A 17640-nucleotide genomic window follows, 5' to 3' on the forward strand; every position below is an offset into this window, starting at 1 on the left:
GGGCGGCCGCCTTGGCGCGTCGCGCGGCTTCCGGGAGTGCACCGTAGCCGGGGAGTCTGGCGCCGAATGGCTCGGCTTTGCCGTTCCGGGCGATGTAGCGCTCTGCCTGTTCGATGATCCAGAGGGAGTTGGCTTCGGTTTCCGCGCTCGTGGCTCCCCAGGCGGTGATGCCGTGGCCGCCCAGGATGGTGCCGATGGCCTGTGGGTTGGTTTCCTTGATCGCTGCGATGTCCAGTCCGAGCTGGAAGCCGGGGCGGCGCCAGGGAACCCACACAACCTTCTCGCCGAAGACCTTGGAGGTCAGGGCTTCGCCGTCCACCGCGGTCGCGATCGCGATGCCGGAGTCCGGGTGCAGGTGGTCCACGTGCGCGGCGTCCACGAGTCCATGCATGGCGGTATCGATCGAGGGCGCGGCGCCGCCCTTGCCGAACAGACAGTAATCGAAGGCGGCCACCATGTCGTCTTCCCGCTCGACGCCGGGGTAAACGGCCTTGAGCGCCTGCAGCCGGTCCAGCCGCAAAACCGCCAGGTTAGCCGCCTTCAGGGTTCCCAGGTCCCCGCCGGAACCCTTGACCCACAACAGCTCCACGTCCTCCCCGGTCACCGGGTCCTTTTCCGTGCCCTTCGCCGAGGTGTTCCCACCGGCGAAGTTGGTGTTCCGCTTGTCCGCGCCCAGGCGGTTGGAACGGGTGATCAGCTCTTCAACAGCGTGGTTTTCCATGTGACTCATGCTTCCGATCGGACTGGGTGCTGAGGTGCTCAGCGGCTGTTTGGTCAGCGTTACTCTGCTGGCGGGACAACTCGCAGTCCCGCTCATCGGACGGAGGGGTTTGCCGCTGGAAGGGTCAATTTCCCCGCCAGCGGCACCCCACGCCGAGGTGGTGTTGACTTAGAAGTCGTAATTGCCGATGTTGCTCTTGTCGAAGACGATCGGGTCACCCACGTTAACGACGCCGTCTTTCCCAACCGTGTATTTCCCCAACCGCCCGGCCGTGAACGTTTCGCCTTCCTTGCCGCTGATCGTCCCCTTACCGAGCGCGTCGATCGCGTAGGTGGCCAGGTAGCCCATGTCCTTCGGGCTGTACAGTGCAAAGGCTGAGACGGTGCCGTTTTTGATGTAATCCCGGGTCGCATTCGGTGTGCCCAAGCCAGTCAAAGCGACCTTGCCCTTGAATGACGAGTCGGAGATATAGCGTGCCGCGGCCGCGAGGCCCACATTCGTGCAGGCGATGATGCCTTTGAGCTGAGGATGGGACTGCAGCAAGGCGGCGGTCTTGTTGAACGACTCCTGGTCGTCATCATTGCCGTAGACGGTGTCCACCAGCTTCAGGTTCGGGTGGTTTTTGGCCAGCTCGGTCTTCATTCCGGAAATCCAAGCGTTCTGGTTCTTAGCGTTTGCGGATGCACCGAGGATCGCGACCTCTCCGCTCTCGCCGATCTGCTTTACGAGCAGGTCCACCTGAATCTTCGCAATGCTCTCATCAGTCGCCGGGGCTATGAACAAGTCCCTGAACTTAGGCTCAACGTCGGAGTCGAAGGTCACTACTTTTGTTCCGGCCTTCCGTGCCGCAGTCAGGGCCGAGCCGGGAGCAGTGGGGTCACTGGCTGAGAGTACGATTCCGGAAGCCCCCTGTTGGCTGAGGGTGTTGATGAAGCTGACCTGGGCATCTGCTGCCGAAACAGCGGGACCGACCTCAGCAAACGTCCCCTTGAGCTCCTTTGACGCTTCCTCGCTGCCTTTGGCTGCATCCTGGAAGTAGGGATTGCCCAGCGCCTTGGGCAGGAAGCCAATGCTCAGGTCCTTGGCGGTGCTCTCCTGGGAAGAGCCTGACGGTCCGGACGTCTCTCCTGCGCCGCAGCCGGAGGTGACGAGGGCCACGGTGGCGGCGACCGCTGCTAGTGCGGCCAGACGAGAGCCACGTGTCCCTAGGGATGTGAATAGCGACATTTCTTTATTTCCTTTCAATGACGGACAAAAGCGAGATAAGACTGGATCGGACGTTCGCCTACGCATGACGGGCTGGGGTTTTCGATGTCCCCTCCTTGGCGGCCCGGGTAATTTTCCCTTTGAGCCAGGTAAGCAAGCTTGGTGACACGATCGACGCGACCAGCAGTGCGCCGACGATAATGTTGATGACGTCGGAGGTTACGTTGACGAAACGCAGGGCACTTTGAAGCGTGCCGATCAACAGGACCCCCGCGAGCACTCCGTGAAGGGCGCCCTTCCCGCCGAAGATGGAGACGCCGCCGAGAAGTACCGCGGCGATGACGGTCAGCTCCAGTCCCTGTGCGTTGTCACCGCGCGCGCTCCCGTAGCGGAATGTGAAGTAGATGCCTGCAAGTGCCGCGACGAGCCCCGACAGGACAAAGAGGATGAACTTTGTCCGCTGAACCTTTACACCGGAGAAGGCTGCGACTTCCCGGTTTCGCCCGATGGCGAATATCCCGCGTCCGAAGGGCGTGAAATGAAGCAGGAGGACGAAGGCCAGGGCCAGAACGACGACCAGAACCATGACGTAGGGGATACCGCTTTTGCCGAATACGGACGTCGTTAGTGTGGTCCAGTATTCGGGAAAGTTCACAACGGATCTCGTTCCCAGGATGCCGACAGCGATTCCACGAAAAAGCGCCAGCGTCCCGATTGTCACGGCGAGGGAAGGTAGCCCGACGACGGTGACGAGAAAACCGTTGATGGCTCCGCAGACAATGCCGAGCACGAGCGCTGCCAGCGCTGCGAGTTCAATGGGCCAACCGGCGTCGAACAAGGCCCCGAGCGTGACGTTGCTCAGTCCGACAATGCTTGCCACCGAAAGGTCGATTTCCGCTGAGATCAGAATCAAGGCCATCGGCAGGGCAATGAGGAGGATCGGGGTGACATCCAGCAGCAAGTATCCCAAGGTGAGGGGACTGGAGAACTTGCGGATCGACATCGACGCGACGGCAGCCACGATGATCAAGGCGATGACGACGGCGAATTCGCGGGTGAGGAAGAACCGTTTCCACGCCGGAGAACTGTAGTACGGATAGCTTTGGCTCCGGTACGGGGCGGCCTGCAAGGACGTGGATGAGTCAGTCATTTGCGTTGTCCCTGATCTCGATGAGTTTGTGGAATTGGCGAAGGGAGAGAACTCGATCCAGCGCGATGGCGCCGAGGATGAGGGCTCCGACGACCGCCTGCTGCCAAAAATCCTGCACTCCCAGAAGCGGCAGGGCCCGGTTGATGGTCAAAAGGAGCACGGCACCGATCGCGGCTCCAAGCACGCTTCCGCTTCCGCCGAAGATAGCGATTCCGCCGACGACGGCGGCCGCGACAGAGATGAGTTCAAAGCCGGTTCCAGCCTGCGAGTCGACCGTCCCATAACGTGCGGCGAACAGGACGCCGGCGAGGCCGGTCAGCGCCCCACATGCAACGAAGGCGTGTATTACCCGTTTCGTGATGCGCAGACCATACAGTGTCGCTGCTGAGGGATCCGAGCCGATGGCGTAAAGCTCGCGGCCCCCACGCGTGGTCTTCATGCACCATCCGACGGCGACGAGCACCAGCGCCGCGATGATGGCCAGTGTGGGAATGTTCAGGAACGAGCTGACACCGAAGCCAAGGAAGTCGCGTGGCATGTCGGACGCGTTGATCGGCTTGCGCCCGACCCACCAGACGTCAACACCCCGGTAAATGTAGAGCGTGCCCAAGGTGACCACGAGCGCGGGCACCTTTGCGTAGGCGATCAGTGCACCGTTGATCAGTCCGAGGAGAGCACCGAGGGCGATTCCGGCAATAATGACGACCGGAATCGGCATCCCAGGGAAATCAATGAAGAGGCGTCCCGTCAGATAGGCGGTGAGCCCGACGACGGAACCGACTGAAAGGTCAATGTTGCGGGTAATGATGACCATCGCCTGTCCGATGGCCAGGAGCACAAAGATTGCCGGAGTGAGGAGGAGGTCCCGGAACCCGTCGGTGCTGACGAGAAACGCGGGGCTTCGAACCGTTGTCGCCACAAGGACTAACAGGAGGGCGAGAACGATGCCCGTTTCTCGGGACTTCAGTAGTGTTTCGATAGCCTGCGCTGCGGGGTTCTTGCGTGCGGGGGAGATGAGGGCCGTCACTGCGTCGGCTCCATCACGTTCGTGGCGGCCAGGACCTGTTGCCTGTCGTGCGTTGCCGCGAACATCACGGTTTCCGCCGTCGCCTCTGCGCGGGGGATCTCTGACGTGATTCTTCCTTCACGCATGACGAGAACACGATCGGCCATGCCGAGTACCTCCGGTAGTTCTGAGGAAACCATGAGGATTGCGAGCCCCTGGCCCGCAAGTTGTGAGAGCATGCGGTGGACCTCCGCTTTGGTTCCCACATCGATGCCGCGGGTGGGCTCGTCGACGATAAGTATCCGAGGCTGAGCCGCGAGCCACTTGGCTAGGACAATCTTTTGCTGGTTGCCGCCCGAGAGCGTTCCTGCTGCCGTCGCCAGGGAATGGGACTTGACCTGCAGGCGCTGGGCCCACCCGTCGGCCGCCAGGTTCTCCGCCTTGGAGGAGAGGAGACCGAAACGAGCGAGACCTCGGCAGATGGACAGCGTCAGATTTCGTGCTACACCGAAGTCCAGGATGAGGCCCTGCTGCCGGCGGTCCTCTGGTACGAGGGCAACACCGAGCTTCATGGCTGCTGCGGTGTTCTTTCTCGGAACACTTTCGCCGTACACCGATACATGGCCCGAATCGTAGTTGTCGACGCCGAAGATGGCTCGGGCGACCTCACTGCGCCCGGCGCCGACGAGGCCAGCGAGGCCAACAATCTCTCCGGCGCGGACGGTGAAGCTGATGTCATGGAACGTTCCAGTGGAGTTCAGGTTGCGGACCTCTAAGGCGACGTCACCGATGGTCGCTTCTTCCTTTGGAAAGAGTGAAGCCACATCCCGTCCGACCATCTTTCGCACGAGCGAAGGGACGTCCGTCTCATCGATCGGATCGGTGGAGATGTACTCACCATCGCGCATCACGGTCACCGTGTCGCAGAGCGCATAAACTTCCTCGAAGCGGTGCGAGATGAACAGCAACGCACGCCCCTCGTCGCGGAGCGCCCTGGCGATGGCAAACAGCCGGTCGACCTCGGCGAGGCTTAGCGCCGCCGTCGGCTCATCCATGACCAGGACTTTCGCATCCAGCGACATCGCCTTGGCAACTTCGATGATTTGTTGATCTGCGATGGACAGCCCCTGAGCGGGCCGGTCAGGATCAATATGCACATCTAGGCGGCTGAATAGCTCCTGCGCGTGCTTTCTCATCGCCGCCCGGTCGATCCGTCCCCAGGACTTCATGGGCTGACGGCCCATGAAGATATTCTCCGTGACGGAAAGATCAGGAAAGAGGGTCGGCTCCTGGTAGATGACGGCGATGCCGGCATTCTTGGATTCGGCAGTGGATCGAAAATCCACCTCGGTTCCGTCGAGGGTGAACGAACCGGCATCCCGGTGGTACAGACCTGCAATGATCTTGACGATTGTTGACTTGCCGGCTCCGTTCTCACCCATCAAGGCATGAATGGAGCCGGCCCTGAGCGTCAGCTCGCCGTTTCGAAGCGCCCGTACCGCCCCGAACGACTTCGAGACTTCGGACAGCTCAAGCACAACATCGCCGACGGTTGACGTGGAAGAGTGACTCGACAAGCGGATCAATCCCTTCCCGTGGGGGTGGCGGTCATCAATGTGTAGGCGCCCTGCGTGGTATCCAGGCGGCTGTACTGAGCGAGCACGGGGATGTCGCTTGTCACCATAAGGGCATAGGGGACTCCTGCGGGGATGCGTAGGCCACCCAGCTTGTCCGGATCGTCGGTCCTGAGGTGGTACGCCCGCTCGGCGGGCAGGAGAACCGGATCCGAAAGACGCGGTTCGTCGTCGGCGAAGTAGGCTGCGAAGGTCACTTCAGCAGCGGAGCTGCCTACGTTTAGCAGGCAGATCGATTCGTGGCTCGTTTGCCCGCAGGAGCTTTCAGAAGGAATGTACGCATCGGGAACGTACCAGCGCGTGTGTCCGTCAGCCTTTGTTGCAGTGGACATCCGGATTCACCAGCCCGCCGGAGTGCCGACACGCTCACTGATGCGCTGCTTACGGTCCTCGGAATCACGGTAGGCACCAAGCGGATCTGCCACCACGCCCTGACGCTCCCTCAGCCTCCGCAGCAGCGGACGAACGTCCGTTTCGTATGCATCGGTCAGGACTTCATTGGCCGTCACGACATCCCCGGCTTCCTGGGCGGCGGAGAGAGCCGCGCGGTCCACGAGCAGGGCTTTCGCGAAGGCGGCCTGCATCGCCGTGACACTGCGTAGCATGGCGGGAATTTTGTCCTCGATCATCGCGCACTGATCAATCTTGTAGAGGACGTTGCGCGCCGTTTCAGCGACGCGCGGGTCTGCATCGTCCTCTCCGCCAACGAGCTCGACCGCAATAAGGAAGAGTTCATAGGGGTTAATGGCGCCGACAAACAGGTCATCATCGGCGTATTTCTTACCGTTAAGGTCAAAGCCGCCCAGGCGGTTCTCGTCAAGTAGGGTTGCGACTATGTGCTCAATATTGACACCGAGGGCATGGTGGCCCAGGTCGACCAGCACCTTCGCACGATCGCCCAACTTTTGGCAGAAGGAGAGCGACTGCCCCCAGTCGGCAATGTCCGTGTGGTAGAAAGCCGGCTCGAAGAGTTTGTATTCGAGCACCATGGTCATGTCCTCGTCGAGCGCAGCGTAGATCTCCTGCAGGCCTTCACGAAGGAAGTGGCGCCGCCGACGGAAATCGGCCTGGCCGGGGTAGTTGGTGCCGTCGGCCAGCCACATGGACATCTGGGTGGAACCAACCGAACGCATGACGTCAACGACTTCGATCGAGTGCTCGATCGCCTTGCGCCGGATCTTGGGGTCGAGGTTCGTCAGCGAGCCGAACTTGTAGTCATCGTCCTGGAACAGGTTCGGACTGATTGAACCGATCACCAGACCTTCCTTTTTGGCGTAGTCAGAGAGTCGGCCATAGTCGTCGACCTGGTCCCAGGGAATGTGTAGGGCAACCGAAGGAGCAACTCCGGTGAGTCTGTGCACGAGCGCGGCGTCATCGATCTTTTCCCAGACGTCGCGCGGTGTTCCCGGGGTGTTGAACACCTTGAACCGTGTTCCGGTGCTCACGTACCCCCAACTCTGTGTCTCAATATGCTGCTGAGCCAGGCGTGTCAAAATTTTCTCGTGCTTATCAGATTCAGACATGGGATCTCCCGATCGATGTAGTAAGGCTGGTTTCGGCTTTTTATTGGCCGTCAGTTGGGTCAGCTGTGGTTCAGAATGAGCCGGGCCGGCTCTGAGTTCACTGGTGTGGGCCGCCGGGACTGAGAAGCTCCTTGCGGCGGAGATGTTCGTCCGGACGCGAGTCGATGCGCTCTGCGTCTGGTTCGGACAGGTGTGTAGTGTTTCCGATGGAAAGGGCGCCGCCGATGATACGGGCGCATTTCACAGCCATTTCTGTGATCTGCAGAGCTTCCGTGGCAGACTGACCCAAGGCAAACATTCCATGATTGACAAGGTAAAGAGCCTTCGGCGGCCCGCCGAAAGCGGCGATATGGCGCTGAAGTTCGCGGCGTGCGCTGCGGGCCAGTTGGAGCCCCGGGTCGGTGTAGGGAATGAGCAGCTGGCGCTTGCCCAGAACCACCACCTGGTCTGGAAAGAGGGTTCCTGAGACGAGCTCCGTGGCTTGGTCCGAACAGAGCAACGCATTGACGCTGACGGGATGGGTGTGCGCGACAACCGGCGTCTCCCCGTATTCCTGGCAGACAGCGTGCAGCAAAGCCTCAACGGAGGGCCTCTTGTCTTCGGAGTCGACGAGGCTTTCCATCAGTACGCGCGCAACCGTTTCATCATCGGCCGTGTCATCATTCAGGAGGGCCAGAAGCGGGGCCAGCCGGACCTCAACCAAGTCTTGTCGGGTGGCGGTCGCCATGTTTGCCCCTGACGCTTTGACAAACATTGTCTCCGGGGTGGCTCGACCGGAGACGTTTCCTTCAGCAAGGATCACCAGGTCCCGCCCGGGTTCTCCGAGGGTTCGGCAGAGTCTGACAATGTCGTCGGCTATTTTATGGCTCACGACTTTTCCTTTCGCGCGGCTTGGAGGTAGTGCAGTTTTTGCGCGGCTGTCTGCCAGGCAAGCAATGAGGACCTGTCGGAGGCCGGGTTGTACCGCAACGGTTCGGTGCTGGCCCGAACGATCTTGCGGGCGTGGGCGACATTTTCGACGGCACCCGTCGAGATGGCCTGGACCAAGAGATTGCCCATCGACGTGGCTTCGGCGGGACCGGCCAGAACTGCGCGCTGGCTCGCGTCGGCGGTCAGCTGGCACAACAGCGAGTTTCTGGAACCTCCGCCGATCATGTGGATCACCTCGACGGGTTCCCCGCTGATCTCCCGGGCCGCGGTGATCGCTGCGCGGTATGCCAGCGCCAGACTGTCTACGATGCATCTGGTCATTTCGGCATGACTTTCGGGAATCTGCTGACCGCTTTGTTGGCAATAGCCTGCAATTCGTGCGGGAAGGTCGCCAGGCTCCAGGAACACAGGGCCGCCGACGTCGATGACAAATTGATGGGCCGGCACATCCTGGGCTGCCCGGAGGAGATCCGGAATTGTGGAGCGGCTACGATCGTCTCGGTTCCATTGTCGGACACATTCCTCGAGCAGCCACAGACCTGCCAGATTCCTCATGAAAAGTGTTGTGCCGTAGGCGCCTTGCTCATTCGTGAAATCTGCTGATCGTGCATCCTCGGTCAGTATCGGCCGGTCCAGTTCGAGTCCCACGAGCGACCACGAGCCGCACGAGATGAAGGCGTACGGTTCTTCGGCGGGTAACGCCAGCACGGCCGAAGCGGTGTCATGTTCGGCGACGCGATACACCGTCAGCGGCTCGGCCGCTGAGATGGCGCCGCGGACGGCAGGAAGAATTTCCCCGGCCACGGTCCCGGTATCGCACAACTGTGGCAGGGCCGAGAGCGGGATGCCGGCCCGTGAGGCCAGTTGCGGAGACCATCCACCGGTAGTTACGTCCACGAGTTCGGTGGTCGACGCTATTGAACGCTCCGCGCCGAAAGTGCCTGTGAGACCGTGCACCCACAGATCCGGGATCAGCAGGGCTTTCTCCCCGCCCGCCAGTTCACCGCGCTCGGCAGCGTCCGACAATTGGTAAAGGGTATTGATGGGGAGGGGGTTGATCCCTGTGATGCTGTAACCGACCCGGGCCGGAATCCGCCGACGGAGCCGTTCAACGGTCTCGGACGGAGCTGACCTGTAGTGGCGCGCAGGAGGAAGGTCCTGTCCGCCAGGGCGGACGATGCCGTAGTCGACACCCCAGCTGTCGATGCCTGCGCCACTGGCCGAATGGCCCCGTTCGCGCAGTGATGTAACAGCTGTGCGAAGACCGACGAGCGTCTGTTGAAACAACCGGGTGGTGTCCCACTCCAAAACGCCCGCGATCAGGAGCGGGTCGTTGCTAAATCGTGTTACTTCTTTCAGCTCGATCTGTGTGTCTTCGATGATTCCGTAACAGACCCGTCCACTCGTGGCTCCAAGGTCAACCGCTATAAACGCAGGCATGGATCCTCACTCTCGACACTGAAAGACGGCGATGCACCGAGTGGTACATGTTGTGAAATTTATCAACGAATTTCATCCAACGCAAGGCATTTAAACATGAACTAACAAATGTCGGCTAGGATTACGCTCATAACAAGCGAGGGGAAGACATGACGCTAAGCGGCTCTGCAGCCACTGAAGAACGCCGAGAAATGCTCAGGGTGATTCTTCGCGAGGAAGGCACGGTTGACTTGGTCGCAGCCTCTGAAAAACTCGAAGTGCACCCCATGACCGTTCGCCGCGATCTCGATTTCCTGGAACAGGAAGGGATCGCTCGGCGTGTCCGGGGCGGTGCGGTCTACGTCGGCACCGAGGATTTTCATCAGCGCCAAGGTCGGCATTTTGCTGCAAAACGACGTATCGCCGAGAAGTTAGTGCCCCTGATCAAGTCAAACCAGGCCATCGGTTTCGATGCATCAACGACGGTCTTTCAGCTCGCAAGCGCGCTAAAGGACGTCGAGCAACTCTCGGTCATCACGAACGGACTGGCCACCTTCACGGCCCTTCAACATCGGCCAGGGATACGCGCGTACCTCACCGGAGGGGAATCCGAGGAGCAAAACGCCAGCCTCGTCGGGCCGTTGGCTGTGGCTTCGTTGTCCAGTTTCCTGCTGAATACATGTTTTCTCTCGACGACTTGCATCGACCCGGTCATCGGCACCAGCGAACCCACAATGGCTCAGGTTGAGGTGAAGAAGGCGATGGCGGACGCGTCCCAGTTTGTCGTCATTGCCACGGACTCATCGAAGCTCGGTACGCGGTCCGTCGCTCGTGCCCTTCCAATGACCAGGATCGATCTGCTCGTCACGGAACTCGATCCCAAAGACCCGAAACTGGACCCTTTCCGAGACGTCACTGACATCCTCTGAAGCAGGCACAAGGCACTTCCCAAGCGGAAAGGGAATGGACAGCTCCCACCAGATGCTCGGTTCCGACATCGTTCGGCAAGCCCAAGAGGAGGCAGTTGCCGAGACTCAGTGAGGGACTGGGGCGGGGAAGGTCACACGCTGATCCCTGTAAGACAGTGGATCCGTGGTCGGAACGACATGATCACGGCAACTTATAGCCAGTTCAGATTCCTCCACTAGATCAAGCAGGTCGTCCCAGACGCCAGAGGGGATCCTCCACTGCGCAAGGTCCGTGACAAAATCGGCTTGCGACGGGGTGCTGGCGCCGACGATCGTTGAAGTAATCCGTGGATCAAGCGTCGAAAACTGCAGGGCAGCTGCCGCCAAGGGGATGCCATACGCCGCACAGATCAACCGCATCTTATCGCTGCGTTCCAGACGTGCCGGGCTCCTCTCCCAGTTCACGCCCTGGGTAGACCTTCCCGCCCCATCCGGAAGTAATCTGCCGGTGAATGGCGCGGCATTTACGAACGCCACCTCCCGGGAGGCGGCATTCTGGATCAGCGGCTCGGCCGCCCGGTCCAGCAGGCTATACGGAACGTGGCTGATCACCGCGTCGAACGCATCAGTTTGCAGGTACTTCAGTTGGAGATCTATCGGACCGCCCGCAATGCCAAGATGATTGATCAAGCCCTGATCCCGCAACCCAACGAGCGTTGCAAGAGGGCCGCTACGCGCCGTTCCTGATTCAAAGCTGAACTCTTCGGGATTACGCAGCAAGACGAGCGGGAGAAGATCGAGGCCAAGGCGCTGAAGGCTCTCTTCCACGGCGCGCACAATGCCGTCCCCCGAGAAGTCGAGCGCTAAGGCGGGTCCCACGCTACGGGTCAGGACAAATCCATCGGGCAAGCCGCCTGCTTCAGAGATGGCCCGCCCAATACACCGTTCTCCCTCGGCTCCTTGCCAGGATTCACCACTCGCATCGATGAAGTTGAAAGGTCCTTCCAACACCCTCCGGATGGTCTCCAAGGCGGTTTCGAAACCGGGCCCGCAATCGGGCTGTCTAGTGCACACATCCATCGTGCTGATGTCGATGCCCACTGATGACGCCGACAGGCCCGCACGGCCAAGCATTCGTCTTCTCATCTTTACCCTCGTGCAACCCTTCAAACGGTTTTGTGAGCTTTCCCAGCCTCGGCATCTGGAGCCGAGAATTTCTTTTTTACAATCCACGCCTCGTTGGCCGTAAGCGCATGCCGGCACCAGCCACACCTGCCAGTGCCGAAACAGGCGTTGTGGCCGCCCGGCCTTCTCGAGGCACCCCGATAGGCCTCGTCAACCTCTCGCGGCTTGTACCCGCTCGTGAGTAAGCGCGTCGCCGCCGGGAAGGCTGACGAAGGCTTCCTCTTCTATGCCGAGATCCGCGTACACCCTGTGCAGTGCGGCGACCACGGCTCCGACAGCACCCGAGAAGTCGCCCAACTCGGCAGCAGCGAGCCGGGGAGACGCGCGGAGATTCTGCTCCAGAGCCGCCTGGTAGCGGTCAAGTGTCGACGCGAGGGAGTTCGCGATGCCGCCGCCGAGGACGATCGTCTGCGGATCGCATGAAACCGTTGTGGCAGTGAGAACGATCAGAAGAGCTTGATCGAAATGGGCGCGCAATGCCTTCAGCCCGGGGCCCGCATCGCTTGCGAAGAGCTGGCTAGGGGCGGCGAGATCGATGCCCGACTCGGCGGCACGGCGGATGATCCCGGCGCCGGTGACCATGTGCTCAAGGCGAGTCCCAAGGGGGCCGACGGGCAGCTGCCCGAATTCACCGATTAGTCCGTGGTCGCCCTGAAGGATTCGGCCATCGATCGCCAGGCCGGCACCGAGCCCGGAACCGATCGTGACCATTGCAGCGTTGGGCGCGGAACGTGCCGCGCCGAAATGCTGTTCACCGAGGAGCGCATAGTTGGCGTCGTTGTCGAAGCCGACTGGCCTGCCCATCGCATTCTCGACGTCGTCCAGGAACGTTGGCGCCTCGATCTGGGCCAAGTTGGGTGCGTTGGAAATTGTGCGCTTCTGCTGACTCACAGCCCCTGGCAGGCCAACGCAGAGGTGTTCGACCCGATCCCAGACGTCTCCGGCCGATGTGCGCGCCGTGGAGGCCAACCAGTTTGCAAGCTCGCGCGCAGTCGTCGCAGTGGGCGTCGCGATCTCGAGGGCAAGGAGCGGACGAGCAAGCAGGTCGGCGACGACGAGACGGACGTTGGACGCTCCGAGGTCCACGCCGACGACGAAACTGCGATTGGACACCACGTCTAGCTCGACGGCCCGACGTCCGCGAGATTCGGAGATGATCTCGGCAGTCTCGGTGACGATTCCTTCAGCGATCAGCTGGTCGACAGCACGGGTGACTGTCGCCGCGGAGATGCCTGATGCTTCGGCAATCCATTTGCGGCTGGCAGGTCGCGACATCATTAGGGCCGTCAAGACCGCCTTGCGGTTCAGCTCTCTAGTGTCTTGAACCATCGGGGTCTCCTTTTGCAATCAGTGTGAATTCAAAGTTAGCCTAAATCGCCGTGGCGATCCAGCCATCTCGGGGATCGATTTACTGGCCGGTTCATTTGCGATAACACGCGCCGGGCGGGATGCTCCAGCGGAGGCGGCTGCGCGGTTGGCCTTGTCCCGCGTGACTGAAAATCACCCGCAGCCCTGATTTTACGGGGCCCAAACGGTCGGGCGATGACGCCGCTCAGACCTCTCGGCAAGAGTCGCGAACGGGGCGAAAGTGCAGGGCGGAGGATGCCCCGCATCTTCGTCTGCAACCCTCCGAGACCTATTCGTTACAATCGGAGGGGTTGACTTTACTTGCGCACTGAAATCAAAATGGATTACGCACAGTCGAAGATGACAGGCCACGGACCAACCGCTACCTGTCACCGGAACTGGCATCCCACCCGGTCACGGAAGGTAGACCCCCATGAGCACAGCACCCACGGTCCGACGGTTCGGCCTTCGTGCCGCCGTCGGCGCACTTGCGATCACGCTCGCCCTCGCTGGCTGCTCCAGCGGAGGCGGCGGCACGGCCGCTTCATCCGGGCCCGCAGCCAAGCCCAGCCTGGAGTTCGCAGGTCCGAACGGCGAAAAGCCCGGTGCGCTCTCGGAGCTTTCGCTGACGAGTAGCGAGCAGGCGAAGGTGAAGGACGGCAAGTACACCGCCGCTTTCGTCTGGCACACGTCCTCGGACTTCGTGACCGCCGTCGAGAAGGGCGCGCGTGAGGAGTTCAAGAACCTCGGGATCGACGTCGTCGCGAGCACGCAGGCCAACTTCAACGCCGCTACCCAGGCCAACAACGTTCAGACAGTCCTCGCGCTGCACCCGAACATCATCGTTACCATCGCGGTCGACCCCACTTCCGCCGCCGAGGCGTTCAAGCCCGCCGTCGACGCGGGAACGAAGCTCGTCATTATGACGACGCCCCCCGCCGGATACCAGGCCGGCAAGGACTTTGTGTCCATCGTGACGGAGAACCTGACCGAGGCAGGGCAAGCCAACGCCGAGATCTTGGGAGACGCCCTCGGCAAGACCGGCGAGGTGGGCTATATCTCGTACAACGCCAACTTCTGGTTCACGAACCAGAGGGACAAGTCGTTCAAGGATTGGCTGGCCTACGAATACCCCGACATGAAAATCGTTGACTCCGAAGGCTTCGCCGATGAGACGGCCACCCAGACGATCGCGGCCGCCATGATCGCGAAGAACCCGAACATCAAGGGCATCTACGTGTCCTGGGCGACGGCTGCGCAGGGCGTCGTGGCCGCGATCAAGGCGGCCGGGCGGAGCGACATCCAGGTGGTCACGAACGACCTGGACACCACCCTCGCGGCCTCGATGGCCTCTGGAACGAACGTGGCCGGAATGGTCGGAAACGGATCCCTCGGAATCGGCAAGGGTCTCGCCTTGGCGGGAGCATACGGCGTCCTCGGCAAGACCGCGCCGGCGCTGGTCGCCTCGGACCCGACCAAGGTCACCAAGGCAGACCTCGACAAGGGATGGCTGTCCGACTATGGCACCCAGCCGCCGTCGAGCATCACCGGCGGCTGACCTCGGACCGAACGGGGCGGACGGTCTCGCCCACCGCTCGCCCCGCTCGCCACGCACCCCAAACACCAAGCACCACGAAGGAGACATCGATGTCAGGGCAAGTCACAACCGTTCTCGGTGCGGTTCCGGCCGATGACCTCGGCAGGGTCATGCCACACGAACACCTCCTCTCGCTGACTCCGGGACCCTGGCTCACTGGCGGGCTGCGGGACGACGCCGTCGATAGGGCGGTGGAGGCTCTCGGGTCGCTCCGAGAGCTCGGATTCGGGACCGTCGTCGACCTCAGCCCTTACGGTGTCGTCGGTCGTGACGACAATGGAGACAACGCTGCACTGCTCGCCGAGATCTCGCGCAAGACGGGCATGCACATCGTCTCCGGAACTGCGTTCTACCTCGAGTCCTACTCTCCCGAGTGGGTGCACGACGCCGACGCCGGCGTCCTCGCCGAGCGCCTGATCCGGGATGTGGTCCACGGCATTGGCGACTCGGGCATCCATGCAGGCATCTTCGGCGAACAGGCGACAAGCCTGGGCGAGATCACCGCGTACGAGGAGAAGTGCCTCCGCGCCGTCGCCCGCGCTCAACGCGAGACCGGACTCTCGATCATGACCCACACCACCCACGGCACGATGGCGTTCGAGCAGCTCGAGATCCTTAACTCCGAAGGCGTTGACCTGGACCGAGTGGTCATCGGCCACCTTGACACCCAGCTGAGCCCCGAATTCGCACGCCGGGTCCTGGATGCCGGTCCCCGCATCGCCATCGACACGATCGGCAAGGAGAACTGGGATTTCTTCCTTGGTCCGGCCCCCGACCCCCGCCCGGATGGCGAGTTCGACAAGCACGCCTTCCACCGGTCCGACGCCGGACGCGCCGACCTTGTCGCGTGGCTGGTGTCGCTCGGATACACCGACCGCATCCTGCTCTCCCAAGACCTCACCGGAGCCGAAGTCTGGATGAATCCGAAAACCCACGGGATCCACGGCTACTCCTACCTCGGCGCCGTCTTCGTTCCCGAGCTCCGCGCACGCGGGGTCTCGGACATGGACTGCGAACGGCTCCTCACTGCCAACCCCGCCAGCGTGCTGGAGGTGCGGTGAACGTTCTCCAGCACTCCTCCGTTCCGGTTTCGCGGTTCGTCGTCGGTGTCGACCTTGGCGGAACCAAGGTGCGTGCCGGCATCGCCGGACTCGACGGTCGGGTGCTGTTCCAGATGACCGAACCCACCGCTCCGGACGCTGGGCCCGATCTCGTTCCACAGTTGTCCGCACTGGTGGCCGCACTGGCCTCGGCTGTCGGGTCCGATGTATCGGCAGTCGTCGCCACGGCGATCGGAGGAGCGGGCGTTCCCGACGGCGACTCGGGCCGATTCGAGCGCGCGCCGAATCTCGGCGAGCTCGACGGATTCAGCCTGGCAGCCGACTTGGAGGAGGCGCTGGGGCATCCGGTGGTGCTGGAGAACGATGTCAACATCGCCGCCCTCGGCGAACTGCATGACGGCGTCGGCTTCGCGTACGACAGCTTCGCGTTCGTATCGGTCGGCACCGGCATCGGCGTCGGTCTCATCCTCGACCGTCGGCTGTGGGCCGGAGCGAGCGGCGGTGCCGGGGAGATCGGATACCTGCCGTTCGGGGCCGACCCGATCAACCCCGCCAGCCACCGTCGCGGTCCGCTCGAAGAGGTGGTCGCGGGCGACGCCATCGGCCGTCGCTACTCGGCGTCCTCCGACTCAGCCGCCCCCGAAGCCACTCCCGATGCCGTCGAGGTCTTCGACCGGGCCGGGCGCGGGGACCCCTTTGCGGCCGCCTCGCTCGACGAGGAGGCGAAGTGGATCGCCCATGCCCTCGTCGCGGTCGACGCCGTCGTGAACCCGGGACTCTTCGTCCTCGGCGGGGGAATCGGCACCCGCGTCGAACTCCTTGCGCCCATCCGTGCGTGGATGACGCGCCTCGGCCGGGGCGACCTCAAGGTCGTCATCAGCCGGCTCGGCCCCCGCGCCCCCATCGCCGGCGCCGTGCGCCTGGCCATCGACAAGGCCCTCCAGCCACAGGAAAGAGAAGCATCATGACCATCACGACCCACGTCAAGACAGGGACGGTCAGCGACGTCCTCCGGGACATCGATTGGCGGCAGTATGTCGTCTACATCGGCTTCGTAGTCGTCTTCGCCTACTTCGCCATCACCCAGGCCGGCAACTTCCTCAACACCACGACCCTGGTCAACATCATCACCCAGGCCGCCCCCATCACAGTGATGGCGGTCGGGGCGGTGTTCGTCTTGAGCGTTGGTGAAATCGACCTCTCCATTGGTTCCACCGTCGCACTCGCGTCCCTTGGGTCGGCCGTGACGCTGCAGGCGACCCACCAATGGTGGTTGGCCGCGTTGGCCGGACTCGCCATCGGCGCTGGGGTCGGCGCGATCAACGGGATCTTTATCACTATGGTGCGTCTGCCATCCTTCCTGGTCACTCTGGCCACGATGGGCCTGGTGGCCGGACTTGCCCAGCAGGCGACCAACCTGCAATCGGTTCCGGTCACGAACAGCGCCTTCGGTTGGCTGTTCGGCGGCGGGACGCTTCTCGGGATCCCCATTCTGATCTGGTGGACAGCCGTGATCGTCGCAATCGGCTGGCACGTGCTCCGTCAGCGCTCGTTCGGCGCACACGTGCTCGCAGTGGGCAACAAATCGTCGGCGGCTGCGGTAAGCGGCATCCGAGTGAATCGCGTGAAAATGATTGTCTTCATCGTGAGCGGCATGGCGGCGGCCCTGGCCGGCATCCTCTACGCGGGTCGTCTTGCCGGCGCGACGTATACGCTGGGCAGCTCCGACCTGATGAGCGTGCTCGCCGCGGTCATTGTCGGTGGCACCTCCCTCACCGGAGGCAAGGGCTCCATCATCGGAGCACTTGTCGGCAGCCTGTTCATGAGCATGATCAACTACGGTCTGCTCCTGGGCGGCCTCAACGTGGCACAGCAGTTAATCGTGCGCGGCATCATCATCCTCGCCGCCGTCTCCCTCTCGCTCCGCGCCAAGAAGAACAGTTAGGCCCACCG

Annotated in this window: 16 protein-coding genes; 5 read left to right on the top strand and 11 right to left on the bottom strand. The window is 62.1% G+C overall.

Going from position 1 to position 17640, the window contains the following annotated elements; translation table 11 throughout:
- From QRN52_RS21870 to QRN52_RS21910, 9 genes are all read right to left on the bottom strand, one after another.
- Positions 1 to 721, bottom strand: a 721-nt coding sequence (locus QRN52_RS21870) for a class II aldolase/adducin family protein (protein ID WP_284755975.1), incomplete at its 3' end; no start/stop codon positions are given.
- A 168-nt stretch (positions 722 to 889) separates the two neighbouring features.
- A complete protein-coding gene (gene rhaS / locus QRN52_RS21875; RefSeq protein WP_284755794.1) occupies positions 890 to 1948 on the bottom strand; it encodes a rhamnose ABC transporter substrate-binding protein in 1059 nt (352 codons plus the stop codon).
- A gap of 58 nt (positions 1949 to 2006) precedes the next feature.
- Positions 2007 to 3077 (bottom strand): ABC transporter permease, encoded by a 1071-nt coding sequence (locus tag QRN52_RS21880; protein WP_284755796.1) that lies wholly within the window; start codon positions 3075 to 3077, stop codon positions 2007 to 2009.
- Positions 3070 to 4104 carry an ABC transporter permease gene (locus QRN52_RS21885; protein ID WP_284755798.1) on the bottom strand — a complete coding sequence of 345 codons (1035 nt, stop codon included), beginning with the start codon at positions 4102 to 4104 and terminating at the stop codon, positions 3070 to 3072. The genes QRN52_RS21880 and QRN52_RS21885 overlap by 8 nt, the downstream gene beginning before the upstream one ends.
- A complete protein-coding gene (locus QRN52_RS21890) occupies positions 4101 to 5660 on the bottom strand; it encodes a sugar ABC transporter ATP-binding protein (protein WP_284755800.1) in 1560 nt (519 codons plus the stop codon). The genes QRN52_RS21885 and QRN52_RS21890 overlap by 4 nt, the downstream gene beginning before the upstream one ends.
- 5 nt (positions 5661 to 5665) lie before the next feature.
- Positions 5666 to 6049 (bottom strand): sensory rhodopsin transducer, encoded by a 384-nt coding sequence (locus tag QRN52_RS21895; RefSeq protein WP_284755802.1) that lies wholly within the window; start codon positions 6047 to 6049, stop codon positions 5666 to 5668.
- A 6-nt stretch (positions 6050 to 6055) separates the two neighbouring features.
- The gene (rhaI, locus tag QRN52_RS21900; protein WP_284755803.1) at positions 6056 to 7240 is read right to left on the bottom strand and encodes an L-rhamnose isomerase; all 1185 of its coding nucleotides are present in this window, start codon (positions 7238 to 7240) and stop codon (positions 6056 to 6058) included.
- A gap of 97 nt (positions 7241 to 7337) precedes the next feature.
- Positions 7338 to 8111, bottom strand: a complete 774-nt coding sequence (locus tag QRN52_RS21905; protein ID WP_284755805.1) for a class II aldolase/adducin family protein — start codon at positions 8109 to 8111, stop codon at positions 7338 to 7340.
- Positions 8108 to 9610, bottom strand: coding sequence for a rhamnulokinase (locus QRN52_RS21910; protein ID WP_284755806.1), 1503 nt, complete (start codon positions 9608 to 9610; stop codon positions 8108 to 8110). The genes QRN52_RS21905 and QRN52_RS21910 overlap by 4 nt, the downstream gene beginning before the upstream one ends.
- 191 nt (positions 9611 to 9801) lie before the next feature.
- Here QRN52_RS21910 and QRN52_RS21915 point away from each other — a divergent pair, with 191 nt between their 5' ends.
- Complete coding sequence (locus QRN52_RS21915; protein ID WP_284755976.1) at positions 9802 to 10518, top strand: DeoR/GlpR family DNA-binding transcription regulator; 717 nt, start codon at positions 9802 to 9804, stop codon at positions 10516 to 10518.
- 105 nt (positions 10519 to 10623) lie between these two features.
- On the opposite strand, the gene QRN52_RS21920 is transcribed toward QRN52_RS21915, so the two are convergent.
- The gene (locus tag QRN52_RS21920; RefSeq protein ID WP_284755808.1) at positions 10624 to 11598 is read right to left on the bottom strand and encodes an aldo/keto reductase; all 975 of its coding nucleotides are present in this window, start codon (positions 11596 to 11598) and stop codon (positions 10624 to 10626) included.
- A 234-nt stretch (positions 11599 to 11832) separates the two neighbouring features.
- Complete coding sequence (locus QRN52_RS21925; RefSeq protein ID WP_284755810.1) at positions 11833 to 13011, bottom strand: ROK family transcriptional regulator; 1179 nt, start codon at positions 13009 to 13011, stop codon at positions 11833 to 11835.
- Between the two features lie 451 nt (positions 13012 to 13462).
- Here QRN52_RS21925 and QRN52_RS21930 point away from each other — a divergent pair, with 451 nt between their 5' ends.
- The 4 genes from QRN52_RS21930 to QRN52_RS21945 all read left to right on the top strand — a co-directional run bounded on the left by QRN52_RS21930 (position 13463) and on the right by QRN52_RS21945 (position 17632).
- A complete protein-coding gene (locus tag QRN52_RS21930) occupies positions 13463 to 14587 on the top strand; it encodes a substrate-binding domain-containing protein (protein WP_284755812.1) in 1125 nt (374 codons plus the stop codon).
- Between the two features lie 89 nt (positions 14588 to 14676).
- The gene (locus QRN52_RS21935; protein WP_284755813.1) at positions 14677 to 15687 is read left to right on the top strand and encodes a phosphotriesterase family protein; all 1011 of its coding nucleotides are present in this window, start codon (positions 14677 to 14679) and stop codon (positions 15685 to 15687) included.
- Positions 15684 to 16655, top strand: a complete 972-nt coding sequence (locus tag QRN52_RS21940) for an ROK family protein (protein ID WP_284755814.1) — start codon at positions 15684 to 15686, stop codon at positions 16653 to 16655. The genes QRN52_RS21935 and QRN52_RS21940 overlap by 4 nt, the downstream gene beginning before the upstream one ends.
- A complete protein-coding gene (locus tag QRN52_RS21945) occupies positions 16652 to 17632 on the top strand; it encodes an ABC transporter permease (RefSeq protein ID WP_284755817.1) in 981 nt (326 codons plus the stop codon). Before QRN52_RS21940 ends, QRN52_RS21945 begins: the two co-directional genes overlap by 4 nt.
- Positions 17633 to 17640 lie beyond the last annotated feature (8 nt).

Origin of the sequence: Arthrobacter sp. efr-133-R2A-120, from assembly GCF_030209835.1 — a bacterium.
GTDB lineage: Bacteria > Actinomycetota > Actinomycetes > Actinomycetales > Micrococcaceae > Arthrobacter.

What these genes read in the sequence shown, in the direction of transcription:
- rhaS (WP_284755794.1), bottom strand. Translation starts at nt 1,948, where the DNA reads ATGTCGCTATTCACATCCCTAGGGACACGTGGCTCTCGTCTGGCCGCA.
- QRN52_RS21880 (WP_284755796.1), bottom strand. Translation starts at nt 3,077, where the DNA reads ATGACTGACTCATCCACGTCCTTGCAGGCCGCCCCGTACCGGAGCCAA.
- QRN52_RS21895 (WP_284755802.1), bottom strand. Translation starts at nt 6,049, where the DNA reads ATGTCCACTGCAACAAAGGCTGACGGACACACGCGCTGGTACGTTCCC.
- rhaI (WP_284755803.1), bottom strand. Translation starts at nt 7,240, where the DNA reads ATGTCTGAATCTGATAAGCACGAGAAAATTTTGACACGCCTGGCTCAG.
- QRN52_RS21910 (WP_284755806.1), bottom strand. Translation starts at nt 9,610, where the DNA reads ATGCCTGCGTTTATAGCGGTTGACCTTGGAGCCACGAGTGGACGGGTC.
- QRN52_RS21915 (WP_284755976.1), top strand. Translation starts at nt 9,802, where the DNA reads ATGCTCAGGGTGATTCTTCGCGAGGAAGGCACGGTTGACTTGGTCGCA.
- QRN52_RS21925 (WP_284755810.1), bottom strand. Translation starts at nt 13,011, where the DNA reads ATGGTTCAAGACACTAGAGAGCTGAACCGCAAGGCGGTCTTGACGGCC.
- QRN52_RS21930 (WP_284755812.1), top strand. Translation starts at nt 13,463, where the DNA reads ATGAGCACAGCACCCACGGTCCGACGGTTCGGCCTTCGTGCCGCCGTC.
- QRN52_RS21935 (WP_284755813.1), top strand. Translation starts at nt 14,677, where the DNA reads ATGTCAGGGCAAGTCACAACCGTTCTCGGTGCGGTTCCGGCCGATGAC.
- QRN52_RS21945 (WP_284755817.1), top strand. Translation starts at nt 16,652, where the DNA reads ATGACCATCACGACCCACGTCAAGACAGGGACGGTCAGCGACGTCCTC.